Below are 15,348 nucleotides of genomic sequence, written 5' to 3'. Positions count from 1 at the left end.
GTCGGGGCGCAGCCGCCGGGCCCAGCGGGTGAACGGCCAGCCGGCCGCGCCCGTCGCGCCGCGCACGTAGTCCTGCTCGACCGCCCGGACGACGGCGGGCACGCCCGCGGCATCGGCCAGCGCGTCGACGAGCGCGGTGCTCTCGGCCAGGTCGCGCGCCGCCGGCTCGGACTCCCCCACGCCACCGCCGAGGTCGACGGCCGCGGCGTCGAGGTCGGCGGCGAGCCGCTGGTTCCACGCGGTGCGGCGGCCGACGGCCTCGGCCACCAGCCCGCGCAACCGCTCGACGCCCGCACCCGTCGTCGCGGACGTCGTCACGACCTCGACGTCGGCCAGGCCGTCGGCCGCGACCAGCCGGGCGAGGTCGCGGCGGCAGGTCTCGAGCGCGGCGGCGTCGAGCCGGTCGGCGTGGTTGAGCACCACCACCGTCACCGCGTCGTGGCCCGCGAGGCGCGACAGGTAGCGCCGGTGCAGCGCGGCGTCGGCGTACTTCTGCGGGTCGGTGACCCAGACGAACACGTCGACGAGCTCGACCAGCCGGTCGACCTCGAGACGGTGCGAGAGCTCGGTCGAGTCGTGGTCGGGCAGGTCGAGCAGCACCAGCCCGCGCAGGGCCTCGTCGCCGTGGTCCAGGGCGCTCTCGTGGCTGACCCGGTGCTGGCGCGGCACGCCGAGCCACTCGAGCAGCGCGTCCGCACCCTCGGCGCCCCACACGCAGGCGGTGGCGTGCGACGTCGTGGGCCGGCGCGCGCCGACGGTGGCGATGTCGAGGTTGCTGAGGGCGTTGAACAGGCTGGACTTGCCGCTGCCCGTCGCCCCCGCGAGCGCCACGACCGTGTGGTCGCCGCTGAGCCGCAGCCGCTCGTTGACCTTGCCCACCAGCGTGCGAGCGCGGCGTGAGGCGTCCGGGTCGAGGCGGTGGCCACCGGCGTCCAGCGCCTGCTCGAGCGCCTCGACGCGCGGCCCGACGTCGGCCGCGCGGCGTCCCGACCGGCTGTGCTTGCTCATCGTCCGGCCTCCACGGCCTGCTGCGCGCGCAGCACATGGTCGGCGGTCGAGCCCTCGCCCAGACCGGCGAGCACGGCGTCGAAGCGCTGGCGGTCGTCGGCGAGCAGCTGGTCGGCCCGCCGCATCAGGTCGGTCTGGGCCTTGGCCGCGAGCGTGCGCACGGCCTGGTCGCCGAACACCGCCTCCAGCAGCCGCTGGGCGAGCACCGCCGTCCCGCCGGCGATGCCGACCTCGGCGCCCGACAGACCTGCGGTGTGGCTGAAGACCACCAGCATGAGCAGCACCCCGAGGCCGTTGACGCCGTACGACAGGAAGCGGGCGGTGACGCGCTTGTCGCTGCCCTCGCTGCTCACCAGCTCGAGCACGTAGCCCTGCCAGTCGCGCACGGTGCGCGCCGCCCGGTCGTCGAGGTGGGCGCCCGGCGTGGCCAGCTCGGGGTGCGCCGCGGCCAGCTGCGCCCCGCCGACGACGGCCCGCCAGCGGTTCCAGGTGTCGCGGGCGGCCAGCTCGGTCTGCGAGGTGAGCAGCGCCTCGACGCCGGTCTGCAGGGCCTCGCCGATGTCGTCCTCGGGGGCCGGGCGCCCGGTGACCGCGGCGGTGACGCGGTCGCGCAGCCGCCCGACCTTGGCCTCCAGCGTGCGCAGCAGCTCGCCGGTGCCGACGAACTCCTGCCACCGTGCCAGCACCTCGCCGCGCAGCAGCGACCCGTCCTGCAGGCCCTGCTCGACCGCCTGGCGGGCGCGGGCGTACGTCTCGTCGACCTCGTGCGCGAGCGCCGCGCGCGCCGTCCCCTGCGCGCTGACGGCGTCGGCCACGGCGGTGCTGCGGGCGCGCAGCTGGTCCATGGCGCCGCTGAGGGTGCGGCGCACCACGACCTGCCGGGCCTGCGCGTCCCGGGCCAGCGCGACGAGCCAGGAGCGCACGGGGCGCACGACCTCGGGGTCGAGCAGGCCCTCGTCGTCGACCGCGCTCTCGGGCACGGTGAACAGCGGGGACGACGTCAGGCCGCGCTCGCGCAGCATGCCGGCCAGGTGGGTGCGCACCTCGAGCAGCGCCTCGGGCGGCACGCGGTCGAGCACGATGGCGACCGACGCGCCGCGGTCGGCGGCGCCGCGCAGCAGGTCCCACGGCACGGCGTCGGCGTAGCGCGAGGCGGTGGTGACGAAGATCCAGAGGTCGGCCGCGGCGAGCAGCTGCTGGGCCAGCTCGCGGTTGGCGCGCACCACCGAGTCGATGTCCGGCGCGTCGAGCAGCGCGAGCCCGGCGGGCAGCGCGTCGCTGGCGGCCAGGCGCACCGCGGTGATGCGCGTGTCGTCGTCGGTCGGGTCGGCCGCCGCCGTCGCGGTCTCGTCGCCGGTGATCCGGTCGAGCGAGGCGAGCACGCGCGGTCCCTCGAACCACGCGGCGTCGTCCGGGTGGTGCACGAGCACCGGCGAGCGGGTGGTGGGGCGCAGCACGCCGCTGCGGCTCACCCGACGGCGCAGCACGGAGTTCACGAGCGTCGACTTGCCCGCGCCGGTCGACCCGCCGACCACGGCGAGCAGCGGGGCGTCCAGCGAGCGCAACCGCGGCAGCACGTAGTCGTCGAGCTGGTCGACGAGTGCCGCGCGGTCGCGCCGGGCCTCCGACGCCCCGTCGACGTCCAGCGGCAGGACCACGCCGTCGACAGCAGCGCGCAGGCGCTCGACGGCGTCGAGCAGCGGCTCTCGCTGCGACTGGTCCTTCACGAGGGGTCAGCCTGCCGTCTCGCAGAGTGGTCCGCCAACTCGGCACGCGCCGTAGGATCGACGCGTCGGGGCCAGCGCCCCGTCCAGGCGCCCGTAGCTCAACGGATAGAGCAGCGGCCTTCTAATCCGCCGGTTGCAGGTTCGATTCCTGCCGGGCGCGCCGCGACCGCCTCAGGCGCGCGTCTTGCGGAAGATCCGGTCGGGCACGACCTCCTCGTACCGGTCGTCGCGCCGCAGCAGCAGGTCGCAGATCATCTTCACCTGCTGGGCCTCGATCTGCTCCTGCGTGTACATCCGCGCGGTGAGCGGGAACGCCGACGGGCGCAGCGACGGCGAGCCGGCCAGCGTCCAGGCGTAGTCGTCGAGGTCGAGGTAGCCGCCCGGCTTGAGCAGGCGGTCGGCGAGCAGCGTGGTCAGGGCGTCGACGGCCCAGGTGTGGGCGCCGTCGATGAACACGAAGTCGTAGATCGGCTCGGTGTGCTCGGCCAGCAGCTGCGCCAGCGGCCAGTTGTAGGAGTCGAGCAGCTTGTAGCTGCTCGGGAAGGTGCGCACGTTGGTGTAGCCGTCCGCCCGGATCTGGTCCGCGACCGCGTCGACCTTGTCCTCGAAGTCGAACAGGTGCAGCTCGCCCTCGCCGTCCAGCCAGCGGGCGATCTCGCGGCTGGTGTGGCCCTGGTAGATGCCGATCTCGGCGATCTGCCGGCAGCTCGTCGTCCGCAGGAAGTCCAGGGTGCCCTGGCTGGGCCCGGCCACCCGCACCGAGCTGGGGTAGTTGGCGCGCTCGTCCCCGGTGAGCAGGTCGACGTCAGCGGCCCCGTCCGTCGGCTCGGACGACGCCTCGGACGACGCCTCGGACGTCGGCTCGGACGCCTCTGCGCCCGGCTCGGCAGCAGGCTCGGCGGGCGGACGTCGACGCTTCAGGAAACCCGGCATGCGGGCGAGACTAGGACAGACCGGCCGTCCCGGACGAGAGGCTCAGCGGCCGCCGACGAACGCGTAGCGCTGGGCGGTCACCTCGCGCAGCAGGTCGCGCTCGATGGCCGCACCCTCCTCGTTCAGCGCCGCGCGGGTGGCCCGGTCGCGGGCGAAGGCGAGCTCGGTCGCCGCGGCCTGGAAGCCCGCCATGGCCCGCTTGGCCCGCCCGCCGCCGACCTGCGCGGCCCACGACCGGGCGCGGCGGCGCTCGGCCACCGACCCCAGCATCGCGACCTCGGCGGGGGTGAACCAGCCGCTCGCGACGTACACCTGCAGGTGCTGCGCGATCAGCCGCGCCTCGCGCCGCCGGGCCCAGATCGCGAACGCCACGGCCGCCGCGAACAGCGGGATCTGCACCAGCACGTAGACGCCGATGAAGCCGCGCAGCCCGGCCACCGCGCTGAGGTTCCACAGCCCGTGCAGCACCACCGCGACGCACAGCCCGGCCACCGGCGCCGCCACGCGCAGCCAGGCCTTCGACGTCTGCGAGGCGATGCCCAGCCCGATGCCGGTGGCCATCGTGAACAGCGGGTGCGCGAACGGCCCGAACAGGCAGCGCAGCACGAAGGTGACCGCCAGCCCGGTGGAGCCGTTCTCCTGCAACGACCGGCCGAGGTAGAGCACGTTCTCGGTGAAGGCGAAGCCCAGCCCGGCCAGCCCGGCGTAGACGATGCCGTCGACGATCCCGTCGAACTCGCGCCGCCGCCACAGCAGCACGAGCAGCACGGCCGCGCCCTTGGCGGTCTCCTCGACCCAGGGCGCGACGAGCACCGAGGCCGTCGAGATCGAGCCGCCGTGCTCGGTGAGCACCGCGAGGGAGTACGAGTTGATGACCAGCGCCACGAACGTCGCCACCACCGCGCCCCACCCGAAGGCGAAGAGCAGCTGGTGCACGGGTTCGGCCTCGAGCCGGTCCAGCCACAACAGCGCCGGCAGCACGATGCACACGGGCACCAGCGCGAACGCGAAGCCCGCGACGAACCCGGTCGGCCCGGTGTCGCTGCCGATCACCAGCGCGAGCAGCAGCAGGCAGGCCAGCATCGTGGTGACGGCCAGCACCACGAGCAGCACGCGTCCGGCGCTCGCCCGCGCCGTGCGCCGCGGCGGGCTCGGCGCGACGGCCGACGCCGCGGTGGGGACGCTCGACCAGCCGGACGTCGGGGAGCTCATGTCCGCAGAGGCTAGCCACTCCCGGTGTTGCGGTCACCCGGGGCGAGCCGACCGCGACGTACCCTCGCCAGGTGGGGCGACACGGGGCACCGGCACCGAAGCCCGCGGTGCCGTGGGAGCTCGTCGGGTGGGGGGCCTTCGCGTGCCTCGTGGGCGCCGTCGCGGTGGTCGTCTTCGGGGGCTCCTGGGGCGTGGCCGCCCTCGTGCTCGCAGCCGGCGTCCTCGGGATCGGGGCGGTCGCGGCCATGGCCGTCACGGGGTCGTCGCGCCCGCGCCGGCCCCCGTCCCCGTAGGCTGAGCCCGTGGACCGTTCTGCCGACCGCATCGTCTGGATCGACTGCGAGATGACCGGCCTCGACCTCGAGCGCGACGCGCTGGTCGAGGTGGCGGTGCTCGTCACCGACTCCGAGCTGACCGTGCTGGGCGAGGGCGTCGACGTCGTCATCGCCTGCCCGCCCGAGACGCTCGCGTCGATGCCGGACGTCGTCCGCGAGATGCACACGGCCAGCGGCCTGATCGACGAGATCCCCCACGGCATCGCCATGGAGGCCGCGCAGGAGCAGGTCATGGCGTACGTGCGCGAGCACGTGCCGGACGCCCGCCGCGCCCCGCTCGCCGGCAACACCGTCGGCACCGACCGCGGCTTCCTCGCGCGCGACATGCCCGAGCTCGAGCAGCACCTGCACTACCGGATCATCGACGTCAGCTCGATCAAGGAGCTCGCCCGGCGCTGGTACCCGCGGGCCTACTTCAACGCGCCGAAGAAGAACGGCGGCCACCGCGCGCTCGCCGACATCCGCGAGTCGATCCTCGAGCTGCAGTACTACCGCTCGGCCGTGTTCGTCGAGTCGCCCGGCCCGGACTCCGCGACCGCCAAGAAGCTGGCCCAGGCGGTCGTGCCGGACTGATCGCCGGCCGTCGTCCGTGGTCCCGAGCACTGCCCGGCACCCGGTACGATGGTCGCCGCACCGCACGGGCCTCGGCTCGCGCGGCGCGTGGTGGGTGTAGCTCAGCTGGTAGAGCGCCGCGTTGTGGTCGCGGATGTCGCGGGTTCGAGTCCCGTCACTCACCCCAGGAGCACCGCGTGATGGTGCCGCTCAGCGGACGTCGCGTCGTCGCAGGGCGACGAAGCCGGCCGCTCCCAGGCCGACCGCCACCACCAGCAGCACCACCAGCGGAACCGGCGCGAACGGCTCGGCCGGCACCAGCGCGAGGTGGTGGAAGGGCGAGACGTCGAGCACCCAACCGGGCAGCTGCAGCGAGGCGCCGAACAGCAGGACGACGGCGCAGAAGCCGAGCACCAGCCAGCCCGCGGTCGCCCACCGCGGCGCCAGTCCGTACAGCAGCCAGGTCGCGGTCGCCAGCACCAGGACGGGCGCCACCTCCTGCCCCGTCGCGCCCAGCAGCCGGCCCACCGCCGCACCGTCCCCCGTCGCCAGCGCGTACCCGACGCCGAGCCCCAGGCCGCCGAGCAGCACGACGACGACGGTGCCCGCCACCGTCACCAGCAGGTGCGAGCCGGCCCAGCGCAGCCGGGGCAGCGCCGTCGCCAGCAGCGCCTCGGCCCGCCCGGCGGCCTCCTCCGCGCGGGCCCGCAGCGCCGACTGCACGGCGAACCCGGCGCTGATCAGCCCCAGCATCAGCACGAGCGTCGCGTAGAAGCCGTCGAGCAGCGAGCCGCCGCCCTGGCCGAAGACGTCCTGGGAGAACTGCGAGTCGCCGACCAGGTCGGTGACGTCGTCCCCGATGGCGCCGAACGACAGCCCGGCGAGGAACAGCCCGAGCGCCCAACCGACCAGGCTGCCGCGCTGCAGCCGCCAGGCCAGCCCCAGCGCACCGTGCAGCGAGCGCGGTGCGGACGACGGCCCCGAGCGCGTCGCCACCACGCCGGCGCCGACGTCGCGCCGACGGAACAGCGCGACCGCCAGCGCGGCGAGCACCACGGCCGCCGCGAGCGAGAGCAGGGCCGGCCACCAGCGCTCGCCGGCGTAGGCGCGCATCGCCTGGCCCCAGCCGATCGGCGACAGCCACGACAGCAGGCCCGGCCCGACGTCGCCGACCGCCCGCGCGACGTAGGCGGCGGCGATCGCTGCCCCGGTGATGCCGTAGACCGCCCGCGTGGAGCTGGTCAGCTGAGCCGCCACCAGGGCCACCGCGCCGAAGACGACCCCGGCGAGCCCGGCCGCGACCCCGAGCGCCACCGACCCGGCCACCGGCAGGCCGTACGCCGCCAGGCTCGCGGCGACCAGCCCGCCCAGCAGCAGGTCCGCGACGAGCACGACGACCGCCGCGGCGGCCAGCGGCGCCTCGCGGCCGACCGCCGACGACCGCACCAGCTCGTCCCGCCCGGACTCCTCCTCGGCCCGCGTGTGCCGCCCGACGAGGAACATGCTCATCAGCCCGGCCACGATCGCGCCGAACGCCGAGGCCTGCCACGCGACCTGCCCGCCGAGGGTGTTCAGGGCCCGGGCCGGCCCGGCCATCGCGACGAAGGCCGCGTTGCCGGCCATGCTCGCCGCGGCGCGGTCGAACTCGGCCTGCGTCGGGTAGAGCCCCTTGGTGCTCACCGCCTGCGACCAGTACAGCAGTACCGACCCGAGCACCCACCACAGCAGCATCAGCCGGTCGCGGCGCAGGTGGAAGCGCAGCAGCTGACCGACGCCGGCCACGCTCACGCGGCGCCGCCGTAGTGCCGCAGGAACAGCTCCTCGAGCGTGGGTGGCGTGCTGGTCAGGCTGCGGATCCCGAACGGCCCCAACGCTTCCAGCGCCGCGCCGAGCCGCTCGGTGTCGACGTCGAACGCCACCCGCTCGCCCTCGACCACGAGGTCGTGCACGCCCGCGAGCCGGTCGAGCCCGGACGCCTGCCGCTCGAGCTCGGCGCGCACGGCGGTGCGGGTCAGGTGGCGCAGGTCCGAGAGCGTCCCGGTCTCGACGGTGCGGCCGGACCGGATGATGCTCACCCGGTCGCACAGCCGCTCGACCTCGGCCAGGACGTGGCTCGACAGCAGCACCGACCGGCCCTCGTCGCGGAACTCGTCGACGCAGCTCTGGAACAGCTGCTCCATCAACGGGTCGAGCCCGGACGTCGGCTCGTCGAGCACCAGCAGCTCGACGTCCGCCGCGAGCGCCGCGACCAGCGCGACCTTCTGCCGGTTGCCCTTGGAGTACGCGCGCGCCTTCTTGGTCAGGTCGAGCTGGAACCGCTCGACCAGGTCGGCCCGCCGGCGCGGGTCGAGCCCGCCGCGCAGGCGCCCCAGCAGGTCGACGGTCTCGCCACCGGTGAGGTTCGGCCAGAGCGTGACGTCGCCGGGGACGTAGGCGAGCCGCCGGTGCAGAGCGGCCGCGTCGCGCCACGGGTCGCCGCCGAGCAGGCGGGCGGTGCCGCCGTCCGCGCGCAGCATGCCGAGCAGCACCCGGATCGTCGTCGACTTGCCCGACCCGTTGGGGCCGAGGAAGCCGTGCACCTCGCCCTCGCGCACCACGAGGTCCAGCCCGTCGAGGGCCGTGGTGCGCCCGAACCGCTTGACCAGCCCGTTCGTCTCGATGACCGCGGTCATGCTCGCACCGTAGTCGCGCGGCTACTCGAACCGCGAAGGGTCGCCAGCACCGACCCGGACGACGTCCGGGAAGCCCTCCGACCAGTCGACCACCGTGGTGGGCTCGAGGCCGCAGTCGCCGGCGTCGACGACCGCGTCGACCTGGTGGTCGAGCTCTTCCTTGATCTGCCAGCCGTCGGTCATCGGCTCCTCGGCCTCGGGCAGCAGCAACGTGCTTGACACCAACGGCTCGCCCAGCTCGCGCAGCAGCGCCCGCACCACGGGGTGGTCGGGGATGCGCACGCCCACCGTCTTCTTCTTCGGGTGGGAGAGCCGGCGCGGCACCTCGGGCGTCGCCGGGAGGACGAACGTGTACGGACCCGGCGTGGCCGCCTTGATCGCGCGGAACGCGCTGTTGCTCAGCTGCACCAGCTGGCCGAGCTGGGCGAAGTCCGCGCACACCAGCGTGAAGTGGTGCCGGTCGTCGAGCCCGCGCAGGCGCCGCACCCGCTCGGCACCGGTGTGGTTGTCGAGCGCGAACCCCAGCGCGTAGCAGGAGTCCGTGGGGTAGGCCACCAGCGCGTCGTCGCGCAGCATCGCCACGACCTGGGCGATGCTGCGCGGCTGCGGGTCGCGCGGGTGGACGTCGAAGTACCGGGCCATGCCCGGAGCCTACGAGCCCGGCGGCACCCAGGCCGGGTCGCGACCGGTCAGGGCGACCAGCCGGTCGAGGGACGACGCCTCGCCCATGACGTCCACCGGTGCCGCGAACAGCCCCGGCGGCGGCTCGGGCTGGCCCTGCGACGCCGCGACGAACCCGTGCGCCACGGCCACCTCGTCGTCCGGGACGTCGTAGGGCTGGCCGGTGGCGCGGGCGATGTCCCACCCGTGGACGACGAGCTCGTCCATCGCGACGCACGCGGCCACCTCGGCGGGCAGCGGGACTCCCCCAGCCTCGGTCATGCCCTGCCAGGCGGCCGGGTCGCGCCAGGCCTGCCCGAGCTCGGCGAGCCGCTGCGGGTACAGCGTGCGCCAGTCGTCGTCCAGCCGCGCCGCGTCGCCGGAGGGCGCCTGCGACGAGCCGCCCGGCCACTGCTTGGTGGCGGCCCAGGTGAACCCGAGCGCCAGCCCGCCGGCGTGCTCGACCAGGTCGCCCACCGAGTAGTGCTCGCACGGGCTCGGGTCGGCGAGCTGGTCGTCGCGGACGCCGCGCAGCACCTGGGCCAGCCGCTGCGCCGCGGGCTCGAGGTCGAAGGCCGCGCTCACGGCGCGATCACGGACAGCACGTTGCCCGCGGGGTCCTTGAACCACGCGATGTCGGGTCCGTGACCGCGCATCACGCCGTCGTCGTCCTGGGGCATGCCGTCGTAGCGCTCGAAGGTGACACCCCGCTCGACGAGCTCGGCCACCGCGGCGCCGACGTCCGGCACCGGGAAGTTGAGCACCGTGAACGTCGCCGGCTCGTGGTTCGGCTTCGGGTACACGATCACGTCGCGGCCGCCCGCGAGGTGCAGCGTCATAATGGCGCCCTGCCCCTCGCCGACGCTGACGTCGAGCCCGAGGGTGTCGGCGTAGAACTGCTGCGCGCGCGGCACGTCGTCGACCGAGAAACCGCTGAACGCCTGGCTGTCCTGGAGCATGCGGGGTCCTCCCTGGAGTGGTCCGTCGAGAGGGTAGACCGGGCGGAGGGCCCGGACTCATCGGCCGGGCGCCCAGCCGGTTGAGCGCTCAAGTAGCACAGACCACCCGTACGGCGCAGCGAAATGCATCAAGTCGGGCGCGATCCGCGCCGATGTCATGCCTGTCGGGACGGTACCGCCCGCACCGACGCTCACAGGGGAGGGAACACGCATGCAGACCAGCCACGAGCAGGTCGTCACGCCGACCGAGGACGCTTTCGACGCTCCCGCCGAGCAGCAGCTCAAGGGGCTGCTCGAGGAGCACGTCCCGCTGTCGCTGATCATGGACCTCACGGCGCCGGGCGGGCCGCCCAGCCGCGAGATCCTGGACGCCGAGGGCGTCCCCGAGCAGGCGTGGTGGGAGCAGGGCTGACCTCGATTTCAAGGTGACGGCACCCGGCTGATACCCTCTACCCGCGTTGCGCCATTAGCTCAATTGGCAGAGCAGCTGACTCTTAATCAGCGGGTTCGGGGTTCGAGTCCCTGATGGCGCACCACCTCGCGAAGGGCGCCCACCGGTCACGGTGGGCGCCCTTCGTCGTCCGGCGGCGGTGCCGCCCGCGACCTCAGACCTGACGCTGCTCGCCGGGCGTTCGCGGGTCGTCGTACGTGGCCGGGTCCGCGGTGGTGGTCCCGGTGCGCTCGCGCTCCTCGGCGGCCCGCAGGTCGACGTCGCGGTCCGTGCCGTCCGTGCGGTCCGTGCCGTCCGCGCGCACGTCGGGGTCGAGCTCGTCGGCCCGGCGCAGGCGCTCGTCCATCTCGGCGCGGCCGGACGACGCGCGCTCGGCGTGGGCCTGCGCCTCGTTCTGCAGCTGCGCGGCGCGGGCGGCCTGGGCGTCGGCCTCGGCCTGGGCGTGGCGCGCGCGGGCGTCGATCTCGGCGGCCTTGGCCTCGCGGCGCTCGACGTCGGCGCGGTGGTCGACGGCCTGCTCGCGCAGCTCCTCGGCCTGACGGCGGCGGGCGGTGGCCGCCCGGCCGCGGCTCGCGGCGACGACGGCCACCACGACGGCGACCACCACCAGTGCGAGGACGATCCACAGAACGGTCGTGCCGTTCATGTCTGAGCTCCTGTCCGTCGTGCGGTCCCGAGTCGCCTCGATGGAACTGCCACCCGGGCCGGCCCGCAACCGGAGGCGCTCAGGACGAGGGGCGCGCCGCCACCTGGCGGGCGCTCGCGCAGCCTCAGCCGCCGGCCTGACCCTTGCCGGAGCTGCCGGAGCTGCCGGAGCTGCCGGAGCTGCCCGAGCCGCCCGAGCCCTTGCCGGAGCCCTTGCCGGAGCCCTTGCCGGAGCCCTTGCCGGAGCCCTTGCCGGAGCCGGAGCTGGTCGAGCTGCTCGAGCCCTTGCCGGAGTGCTTGTCCTTCTTGGGCTTCTTCGGCTTCTTGGGCTTCTTCTCGTGCACCGGCGCCGCTGGCGCCGCAGGGACGACCGTGGGCGAACCGGTGGACGTCGGGGTGGGCGTCGGCGTGGCCGCCGGGGCGTGGGACGCCGAGGGCGACGTGGCGGGGCGGTGGGACGGCCGGCTCGTGGCCGGGCGCTCGTGCGGTGACGCGACCGCACGCGACGAGCGGGCCGCCGCCGTGACGGAGGCCGACGACCCGGCCGAGCCGGTGCTTCCCGTCGGGGCGGACGCCGGCGTGGGGTCGGTCGGGCTCGCCGTCCCGGTCGCGGTGCGGTGCACACCGGGCGTGCTGGTCGGGAGCGCGGACGCGGGAGCGGTCGGCAGGGTGCCGGCCGCGACGACCACCGCGGTCACCCCGGCGGCGTTGACCGCGCCGGTGGTAGCCGTCTGGGCCGCCTGAGCCAGCCGTACGCCGCCGTCGCCGATCCAGCGCAGGAAGGGCACGTTGATGCAGAAGGCCAGCGGCCCGACCGACCAGAGCAGCCGGGGCAGCGCGATGCCCAGGAAGGCGCGCACCACGGTCGGGTCGAAGTGCGTGCCGGCGCACCGGGTGAGCTCGGCGCGCGCCGCGACCGCCGTGACGGCCGCCTTGTACGACCGTGCGGCGGTCATGGTCTCGAAGGCGTCGACCACGGCGACGGCACGACCGGCGAGCGAGATCTGCTCGCCGGCCAGACCCATCGGGTAGCCCCCGCCGTCGTACCGCTCGTGGTGCTCGGCGATCCCGGCGTACCAGGGGCCGAGCCACTCGCGCAGCGGCAGCGCCAGCCGGGCGCCCGCCTGCGGGTGCAGCCGCACCTGGGCCCACTCGTCGCGGTCGAGGCGGCCGGGCTTGTTGAGCACCGCGGCGCTGACCTCGAGCTTGCCGATGTCGTGCACGAGCGCCGCCCAGCGCAGCCGACCGGCGTCCTCGTCCGAGAGCCCCAGCTCGCGCGAGAGCAGGTCGCAGAACAGCCGCACCCGCTCGCTGTGCCCCCGGGTGTGCCGGTCGTGCCCGCCCAGCGCCGTGACGAGCGCGAGCATGGTGACCGCGGCCTCCTGCTCGTCGGCGTCCGGGCTGACGAGCCGGCGACGGATCTCGTCGGCCCCCGTGGAGCGGCGGGCGACCTTGAGCCGGCTCGGCGCGTGGTCGGGGAAGATCATCGTCATCTTCAGCAGCAGCGCGAGCGGCGCGAGCCGCATCGTCAGGCGCGAGACGAGCAGGCTCACGACCACCGCGACGACCAGCGTCACGGCCACGGCCGCGAGCGGGGGCAGCAGCTCGGCCAGCACGGGCGCGAGGACCCAGGTGGCCAGCGTGCCGGTGAGCAGCGGCAGGCCGTACTGCAGCACGCGCACCCCGAGCGCGAGCACCGGGCGCGGAGCCCAGTGCGGTTCTGCCGTCGTCGCGATCACCGCGGAAACCCTGTCTGCCGTCGTGAGTCGGTCGCACGTCTGCTCGGCGCCCAGGAAGGAACTGAGTCCCTCTCTCGGCAGCCACCACCGCCGGGTGGAGGCGCGCGGACGACGGATCGCCCGATCGGACGAGCCAGGGGTCGACCGGCTCAGCGCCGGCGCAGCACCAGCGGCATGCCGCCGCGCGGGCGCAGCGTCACGAGCGCGTCGACCCGCGGCCGGACGACGACCCCGCCCTGCCGCACGGGCTCGAGCCGGTGCTCGCGCAGCACGGTGGCGAGGGCCAGCACCTGCTCGACCAGGGCGAAGTCGCGGCCGATGCACAGCCGCGGCCCGGCGCCGAACGGCAGGTAGTCGCCGCGCGGCGCCGACGACCGCGCGGCCGCGAACCGCGACGGGTCGAACGCCAGCGGGTCCTGCCATGCCCGGGCCCGCCGGTGCAGCAGCCACGGGCTGATGATCACCAGAGTGCCCGCGGGCACCGCGACGCCGGCGACGACGTCCGCCTCGACCGCCCGACGGGTGACGACCCAGGCCGGCGGGAACAGCCGCAGCGACTCGTCGACGACCTGGCGCGTGCGGGTCAGCGCACGCAGGTCGGACCATCCGGGGTCGCGGCCGCCGAGCACCGCGTCGAGCTCGGCGTGCACCGCGGCCTGCTCGTCCGGGTGCTCGGCGAGCAGCTGCAGGGTCCACGCCAGCGACGACGCCACCGTCTCGTGGCCGGCGATGACGAGGGTCACGAGCTCGTCGCGCACCTGCTGGTCGGTGAGCCCGCCCTCGGCCTCGGCCGAGCGCAGCAGCAGCGCGAGCAGGTCGGTGTCGTCGTCCGCGATGCCCCGGGCACGTCGGGCCCGGACGACGCGGGCGCACGTCGCGTCGAGCGTGGCCACGGCCCGGGCCAGCCGACGGTGCGACGGCAACGGCAGCCAGGCCGGACGCGGCAGCCGGGCCCGCGCCACCACGACTTCGAGCGCCTCCTGCACCGCGGCCACCACGACCTCGCCGTCGGCCGCGAGGTCGTCGTCGAACAACGTGCGGCCCACGACCTCGAGCGTCGCCCGCATGCAGGCGGCGTCGACGTCCACCACCGACCCGTCGGGCCGGCCGGCCCACGAGCCCACCACCCGGCGTCCGGCCGCCACCGACTGCTCGGCGACGACGTCCAGCGTGCCGTGGTGGAACGCCGGCTGGGCGATCCGTCGGCGCCGGCGCCAGTCCTCGCCGTCCGCGGTGAGCAGGCCGCTGCCGGTGACGGCAGACAGCGCGCCGTACTGCACGGTCGCCTTGCTGTAGCCGCGGGCGTTCTCGACGAGCACGCGGCGCACGCCGTCCGGGTCGTTCACGAGCAGCACCGGCGTGCGGGGCATGGGGAACGCCACCAGGTCGCCGTACCGCGAGACCAGCTCCTCGAGGTGCGCGAGCGGGTCGCGCCGGATCGCGGGGACCGCGCGCACCATCGCCGGTGGCAGCGGCCCGTCGACGTCGAGCGGCGTGTAGCGGGCGTTGCGGCGCGCGGACGACGGGGCGCTCAGAGGTACAGCCCGGTCTGGCCGTCGTCGACGCGCGGCGCGGCGACGGCGTGCAGGTCGCGCTCGCGCAGCAGGGCGTAGGTGGCGCCGTGGAGCTCGACCTCGGAGCGGTCCTCGGGGTCGAAGAGCACGCGGTCGCCGACCTGCACCTGGCGCACGTGCTGGCCGACGGCGCGGACCTGCGCCCACGCCAGCCGACGGCCCACCGACGCGGTGGCGGGGATGAGGATCCCGGCGCCGGTGCGGCGCTCGCCCTGGTCGCCGTCGACGGCCACCAGCACGCGGTCGTGCAGCATCCGGATCGGCAGCGGCTCGGCCGGGCCGCCGCCGGGGCCGTCGCTGCTGGGCGTGGTGCTCACGGCGACGACGGTACCGGCGGCCTCACCAGCCGTTCGACCCCGGACCGCCCTTGAACGGCCCCACCACGCGCGAGGTGATCCACCCGCCGTAGAAGCCGCCGTCCTGCGGCTGCACGGGCTCGCCGTCGACCGTCACCTCGTCCATGCGGCCGGGGTACAGGGCCACGTGGTCGACCAGCGGCGCGAACGCCGCGCTCGGGGTCGGGTACGTCCAGGCGGCGCGGGCGGCGACCACCGGCGCCCCGGCGGTGCCACCCACGACGTCGAGGTAGGCCGCCTGCCCCTTCCACTCGCAGAAGGACGACCCATCGGCCGGCCGCAGCGCGCCCGCCACGACGTCGTCGACCGGCAGGTAGTAGGTCGGCGGGTGGCTGGTCTCGAGCACCCGCAGCGCCCGCCGGGTGTCGGCGACCACCACGCCGCCGAGCCGGACGACGACGTGCTCGGACGTCGGCTCGAGCCGCGGCGGTCGGGGGTAGTCCCACACCGACTCCTGCCCCGGACCGGCCGGCAGCGGGACGACGCCTCGCGGCAGCCGCGACCGGTTCACCCGCGGCGGCGGCG

The 15,348-nt window shown here is 75.2% G+C and carries 17 protein-coding genes and 3 tRNA genes; 6 read left to right on the top strand and 14 right to left on the bottom strand.

Translation table 11 applies throughout. The features are described 5' to 3' along the window. On the bottom strand, positions 1-1,008 hold a 1,008-nt coding region (locus ACYVJ4_RS11765; protein WP_460460315.1), incomplete at its 3' end, for a YfjP family GTPase. Continuing rightward, the gene (locus tag ACYVJ4_RS11760) at positions 1,005-2,735 is read right to left on the bottom strand and encodes a dynamin family protein (RefSeq protein ID WP_460460314.1); all 1,731 of its coding nucleotides are present in this window, start codon (positions 2,733-2,735) and stop codon (positions 1,005-1,007) included. The genes ACYVJ4_RS11765 and ACYVJ4_RS11760, both read right to left, overlap by 4 nt. A gap of 87 nt (positions 2,736-2,822) precedes the next feature. Here ACYVJ4_RS11760 and ACYVJ4_RS11755 point away from each other — a divergent pair. Further along, positions 2,823-2,895 (top strand) — tRNA-Arg (locus ACYVJ4_RS11755). An 11-nt stretch (positions 2,896-2,906) separates the two neighbouring features. Here ACYVJ4_RS11755 and ACYVJ4_RS11750 read toward each other — a convergent pair. Both ACYVJ4_RS11750 and ACYVJ4_RS11745 read right to left on the bottom strand, forming a co-directional pair. Further along, positions 2,907-3,668, bottom strand: a complete 762-nt coding sequence (locus ACYVJ4_RS11750; RefSeq protein ID WP_460460313.1) for a class I SAM-dependent methyltransferase — start codon at positions 3,666-3,668, stop codon at positions 2,907-2,909. Positions 3,669-3,710: 42 nt separating this feature from the next. Beyond that, complete coding sequence (locus tag ACYVJ4_RS11745; RefSeq protein ID WP_460460312.1) at positions 3,711-4,880, bottom strand: PrsW family intramembrane metalloprotease; 1,170 nt, start codon at positions 4,878-4,880, stop codon at positions 3,711-3,713. 71 nt (positions 4,881-4,951) lie between these two features. Between ACYVJ4_RS11745 and ACYVJ4_RS11740 the strand changes: the two genes are divergently transcribed. From ACYVJ4_RS11740 to ACYVJ4_RS11730, 3 genes are all read left to right on the top strand, one after another. After that, positions 4,952-5,173, top strand: a complete 222-nt coding sequence (locus ACYVJ4_RS11740; RefSeq protein ID WP_460460311.1) for a hypothetical protein — start codon at positions 4,952-4,954, stop codon at positions 5,171-5,173. A gap of 9 nt (positions 5,174-5,182) precedes the next feature. Next, positions 5,183-5,788: an oligoribonuclease gene (gene orn, locus ACYVJ4_RS11735; protein WP_460460310.1), complete on the top strand. Its 606-nt coding sequence runs from the start codon at positions 5,183-5,185 to the stop codon at positions 5,786-5,788. 90 nt (positions 5,789-5,878) lie between these two features. After that, positions 5,879-5,954: transfer RNA gene (locus ACYVJ4_RS11730), tRNA-His, on the top strand. 23 nt (positions 5,955-5,977) lie between these two features. Here ACYVJ4_RS11730 and ACYVJ4_RS11725 read toward each other — a convergent pair. From ACYVJ4_RS11725 to ACYVJ4_RS11705, 5 genes are read right to left on the bottom strand one after another with little or no spacing between them, the layout of a single operon-like run. Then, positions 5,978-7,555, bottom strand: a complete 1,578-nt coding sequence (locus ACYVJ4_RS11725) for an ABC transporter permease (protein WP_460460309.1) — start codon at positions 7,553-7,555, stop codon at positions 5,978-5,980. Further along, the gene (locus ACYVJ4_RS11720; protein ID WP_460460308.1) at positions 7,552-8,439 is read right to left on the bottom strand and encodes an ABC transporter ATP-binding protein; all 888 of its coding nucleotides are present in this window, start codon (positions 8,437-8,439) and stop codon (positions 7,552-7,554) included. The genes ACYVJ4_RS11725 and ACYVJ4_RS11720 overlap by 4 nt, the downstream gene beginning before the upstream one ends. Before the next feature lie 21 nt (positions 8,440-8,460). After that, positions 8,461-9,081, bottom strand: coding sequence for an L-threonylcarbamoyladenylate synthase (locus ACYVJ4_RS11715; RefSeq protein WP_460460307.1), 621 nt, complete (start codon positions 9,079-9,081; stop codon positions 8,461-8,463). A gap of 9 nt (positions 9,082-9,090) precedes the next feature. Further along, positions 9,091-9,684, bottom strand: coding sequence for a TIGR03086 family metal-binding protein (locus ACYVJ4_RS11710; RefSeq protein WP_460460306.1), 594 nt, complete (start codon positions 9,682-9,684; stop codon positions 9,091-9,093). Further along, positions 9,681-10,058 carry a VOC family protein gene (locus tag ACYVJ4_RS11705; protein ID WP_460460305.1) on the bottom strand — a complete coding sequence of 126 codons (378 nt, stop codon included), beginning with the start codon at positions 10,056-10,058 and terminating at the stop codon, positions 9,681-9,683. Before ACYVJ4_RS11705 ends, ACYVJ4_RS11710 begins: the two co-directional genes overlap by 4 nt. A 211-nt stretch (positions 10,059-10,269) precedes the next feature. Between ACYVJ4_RS11705 and ACYVJ4_RS11700 the strand changes: the two genes are divergently transcribed. Then, complete coding sequence (locus ACYVJ4_RS11700) at positions 10,270-10,470, top strand: hypothetical protein (protein WP_460460304.1); 201 nt, start codon at positions 10,270-10,272, stop codon at positions 10,468-10,470. 48 nt (positions 10,471-10,518) lie between these two features. Next, a tRNA-Lys gene (locus ACYVJ4_RS11695) sits at positions 10,519-10,594 on the top strand. 69 nt (positions 10,595-10,663) lie between these two features. Here ACYVJ4_RS11695 and ACYVJ4_RS11690 read toward each other — a convergent pair. The 5 genes from ACYVJ4_RS11690 to ACYVJ4_RS11670 all read right to left on the bottom strand — a co-directional run bounded on the left by ACYVJ4_RS11690 (position 10,664) and on the right by ACYVJ4_RS11670 (position 15,334). Then, the gene (locus ACYVJ4_RS11690) at positions 10,664-11,155 is read right to left on the bottom strand and encodes a hypothetical protein (RefSeq protein WP_460460303.1); all 492 of its coding nucleotides are present in this window, start codon (positions 11,153-11,155) and stop codon (positions 10,664-10,666) included. A 124-nt stretch (positions 11,156-11,279) separates the two neighbouring features. Next, positions 11,280-12,893, bottom strand: coding sequence for an HD-GYP domain-containing protein (locus ACYVJ4_RS11685; protein WP_460460302.1), 1,614 nt, complete (start codon positions 12,891-12,893; stop codon positions 11,280-11,282). A 149-nt stretch (positions 12,894-13,042) separates the two neighbouring features. Further along, positions 13,043-14,353 carry a cytochrome P450 gene (locus ACYVJ4_RS11680; RefSeq protein WP_460460301.1) on the bottom strand — a complete coding sequence of 437 codons (1,311 nt, stop codon included), beginning with the start codon at positions 14,351-14,353 and terminating at the stop codon, positions 13,043-13,045. Between the two features lie 71 nt (positions 14,354-14,424). After that, positions 14,425-14,721 carry a GroES family chaperonin gene (locus ACYVJ4_RS11675; RefSeq protein WP_460460317.1) on the bottom strand — a complete coding sequence of 99 codons (297 nt, stop codon included), beginning with the start codon at positions 14,719-14,721 and terminating at the stop codon, positions 14,425-14,427. A gap of 85 nt (positions 14,722-14,806) precedes the next feature. Beyond that, the gene (locus ACYVJ4_RS11670) at positions 14,807-15,334 is read right to left on the bottom strand and encodes a DUF427 domain-containing protein (RefSeq protein ID WP_460460316.1); all 528 of its coding nucleotides are present in this window, start codon (positions 15,332-15,334) and stop codon (positions 14,807-14,809) included. Between the last annotated feature and the right edge of the window lie 14 nt (positions 15,335-15,348).

This window comes from Angustibacter peucedani, assembly GCF_054779595.1.
Note: the sequence above shows the minus strand (reverse complement) of the source record. Positions and strands in the feature narration are given on the sequence as shown.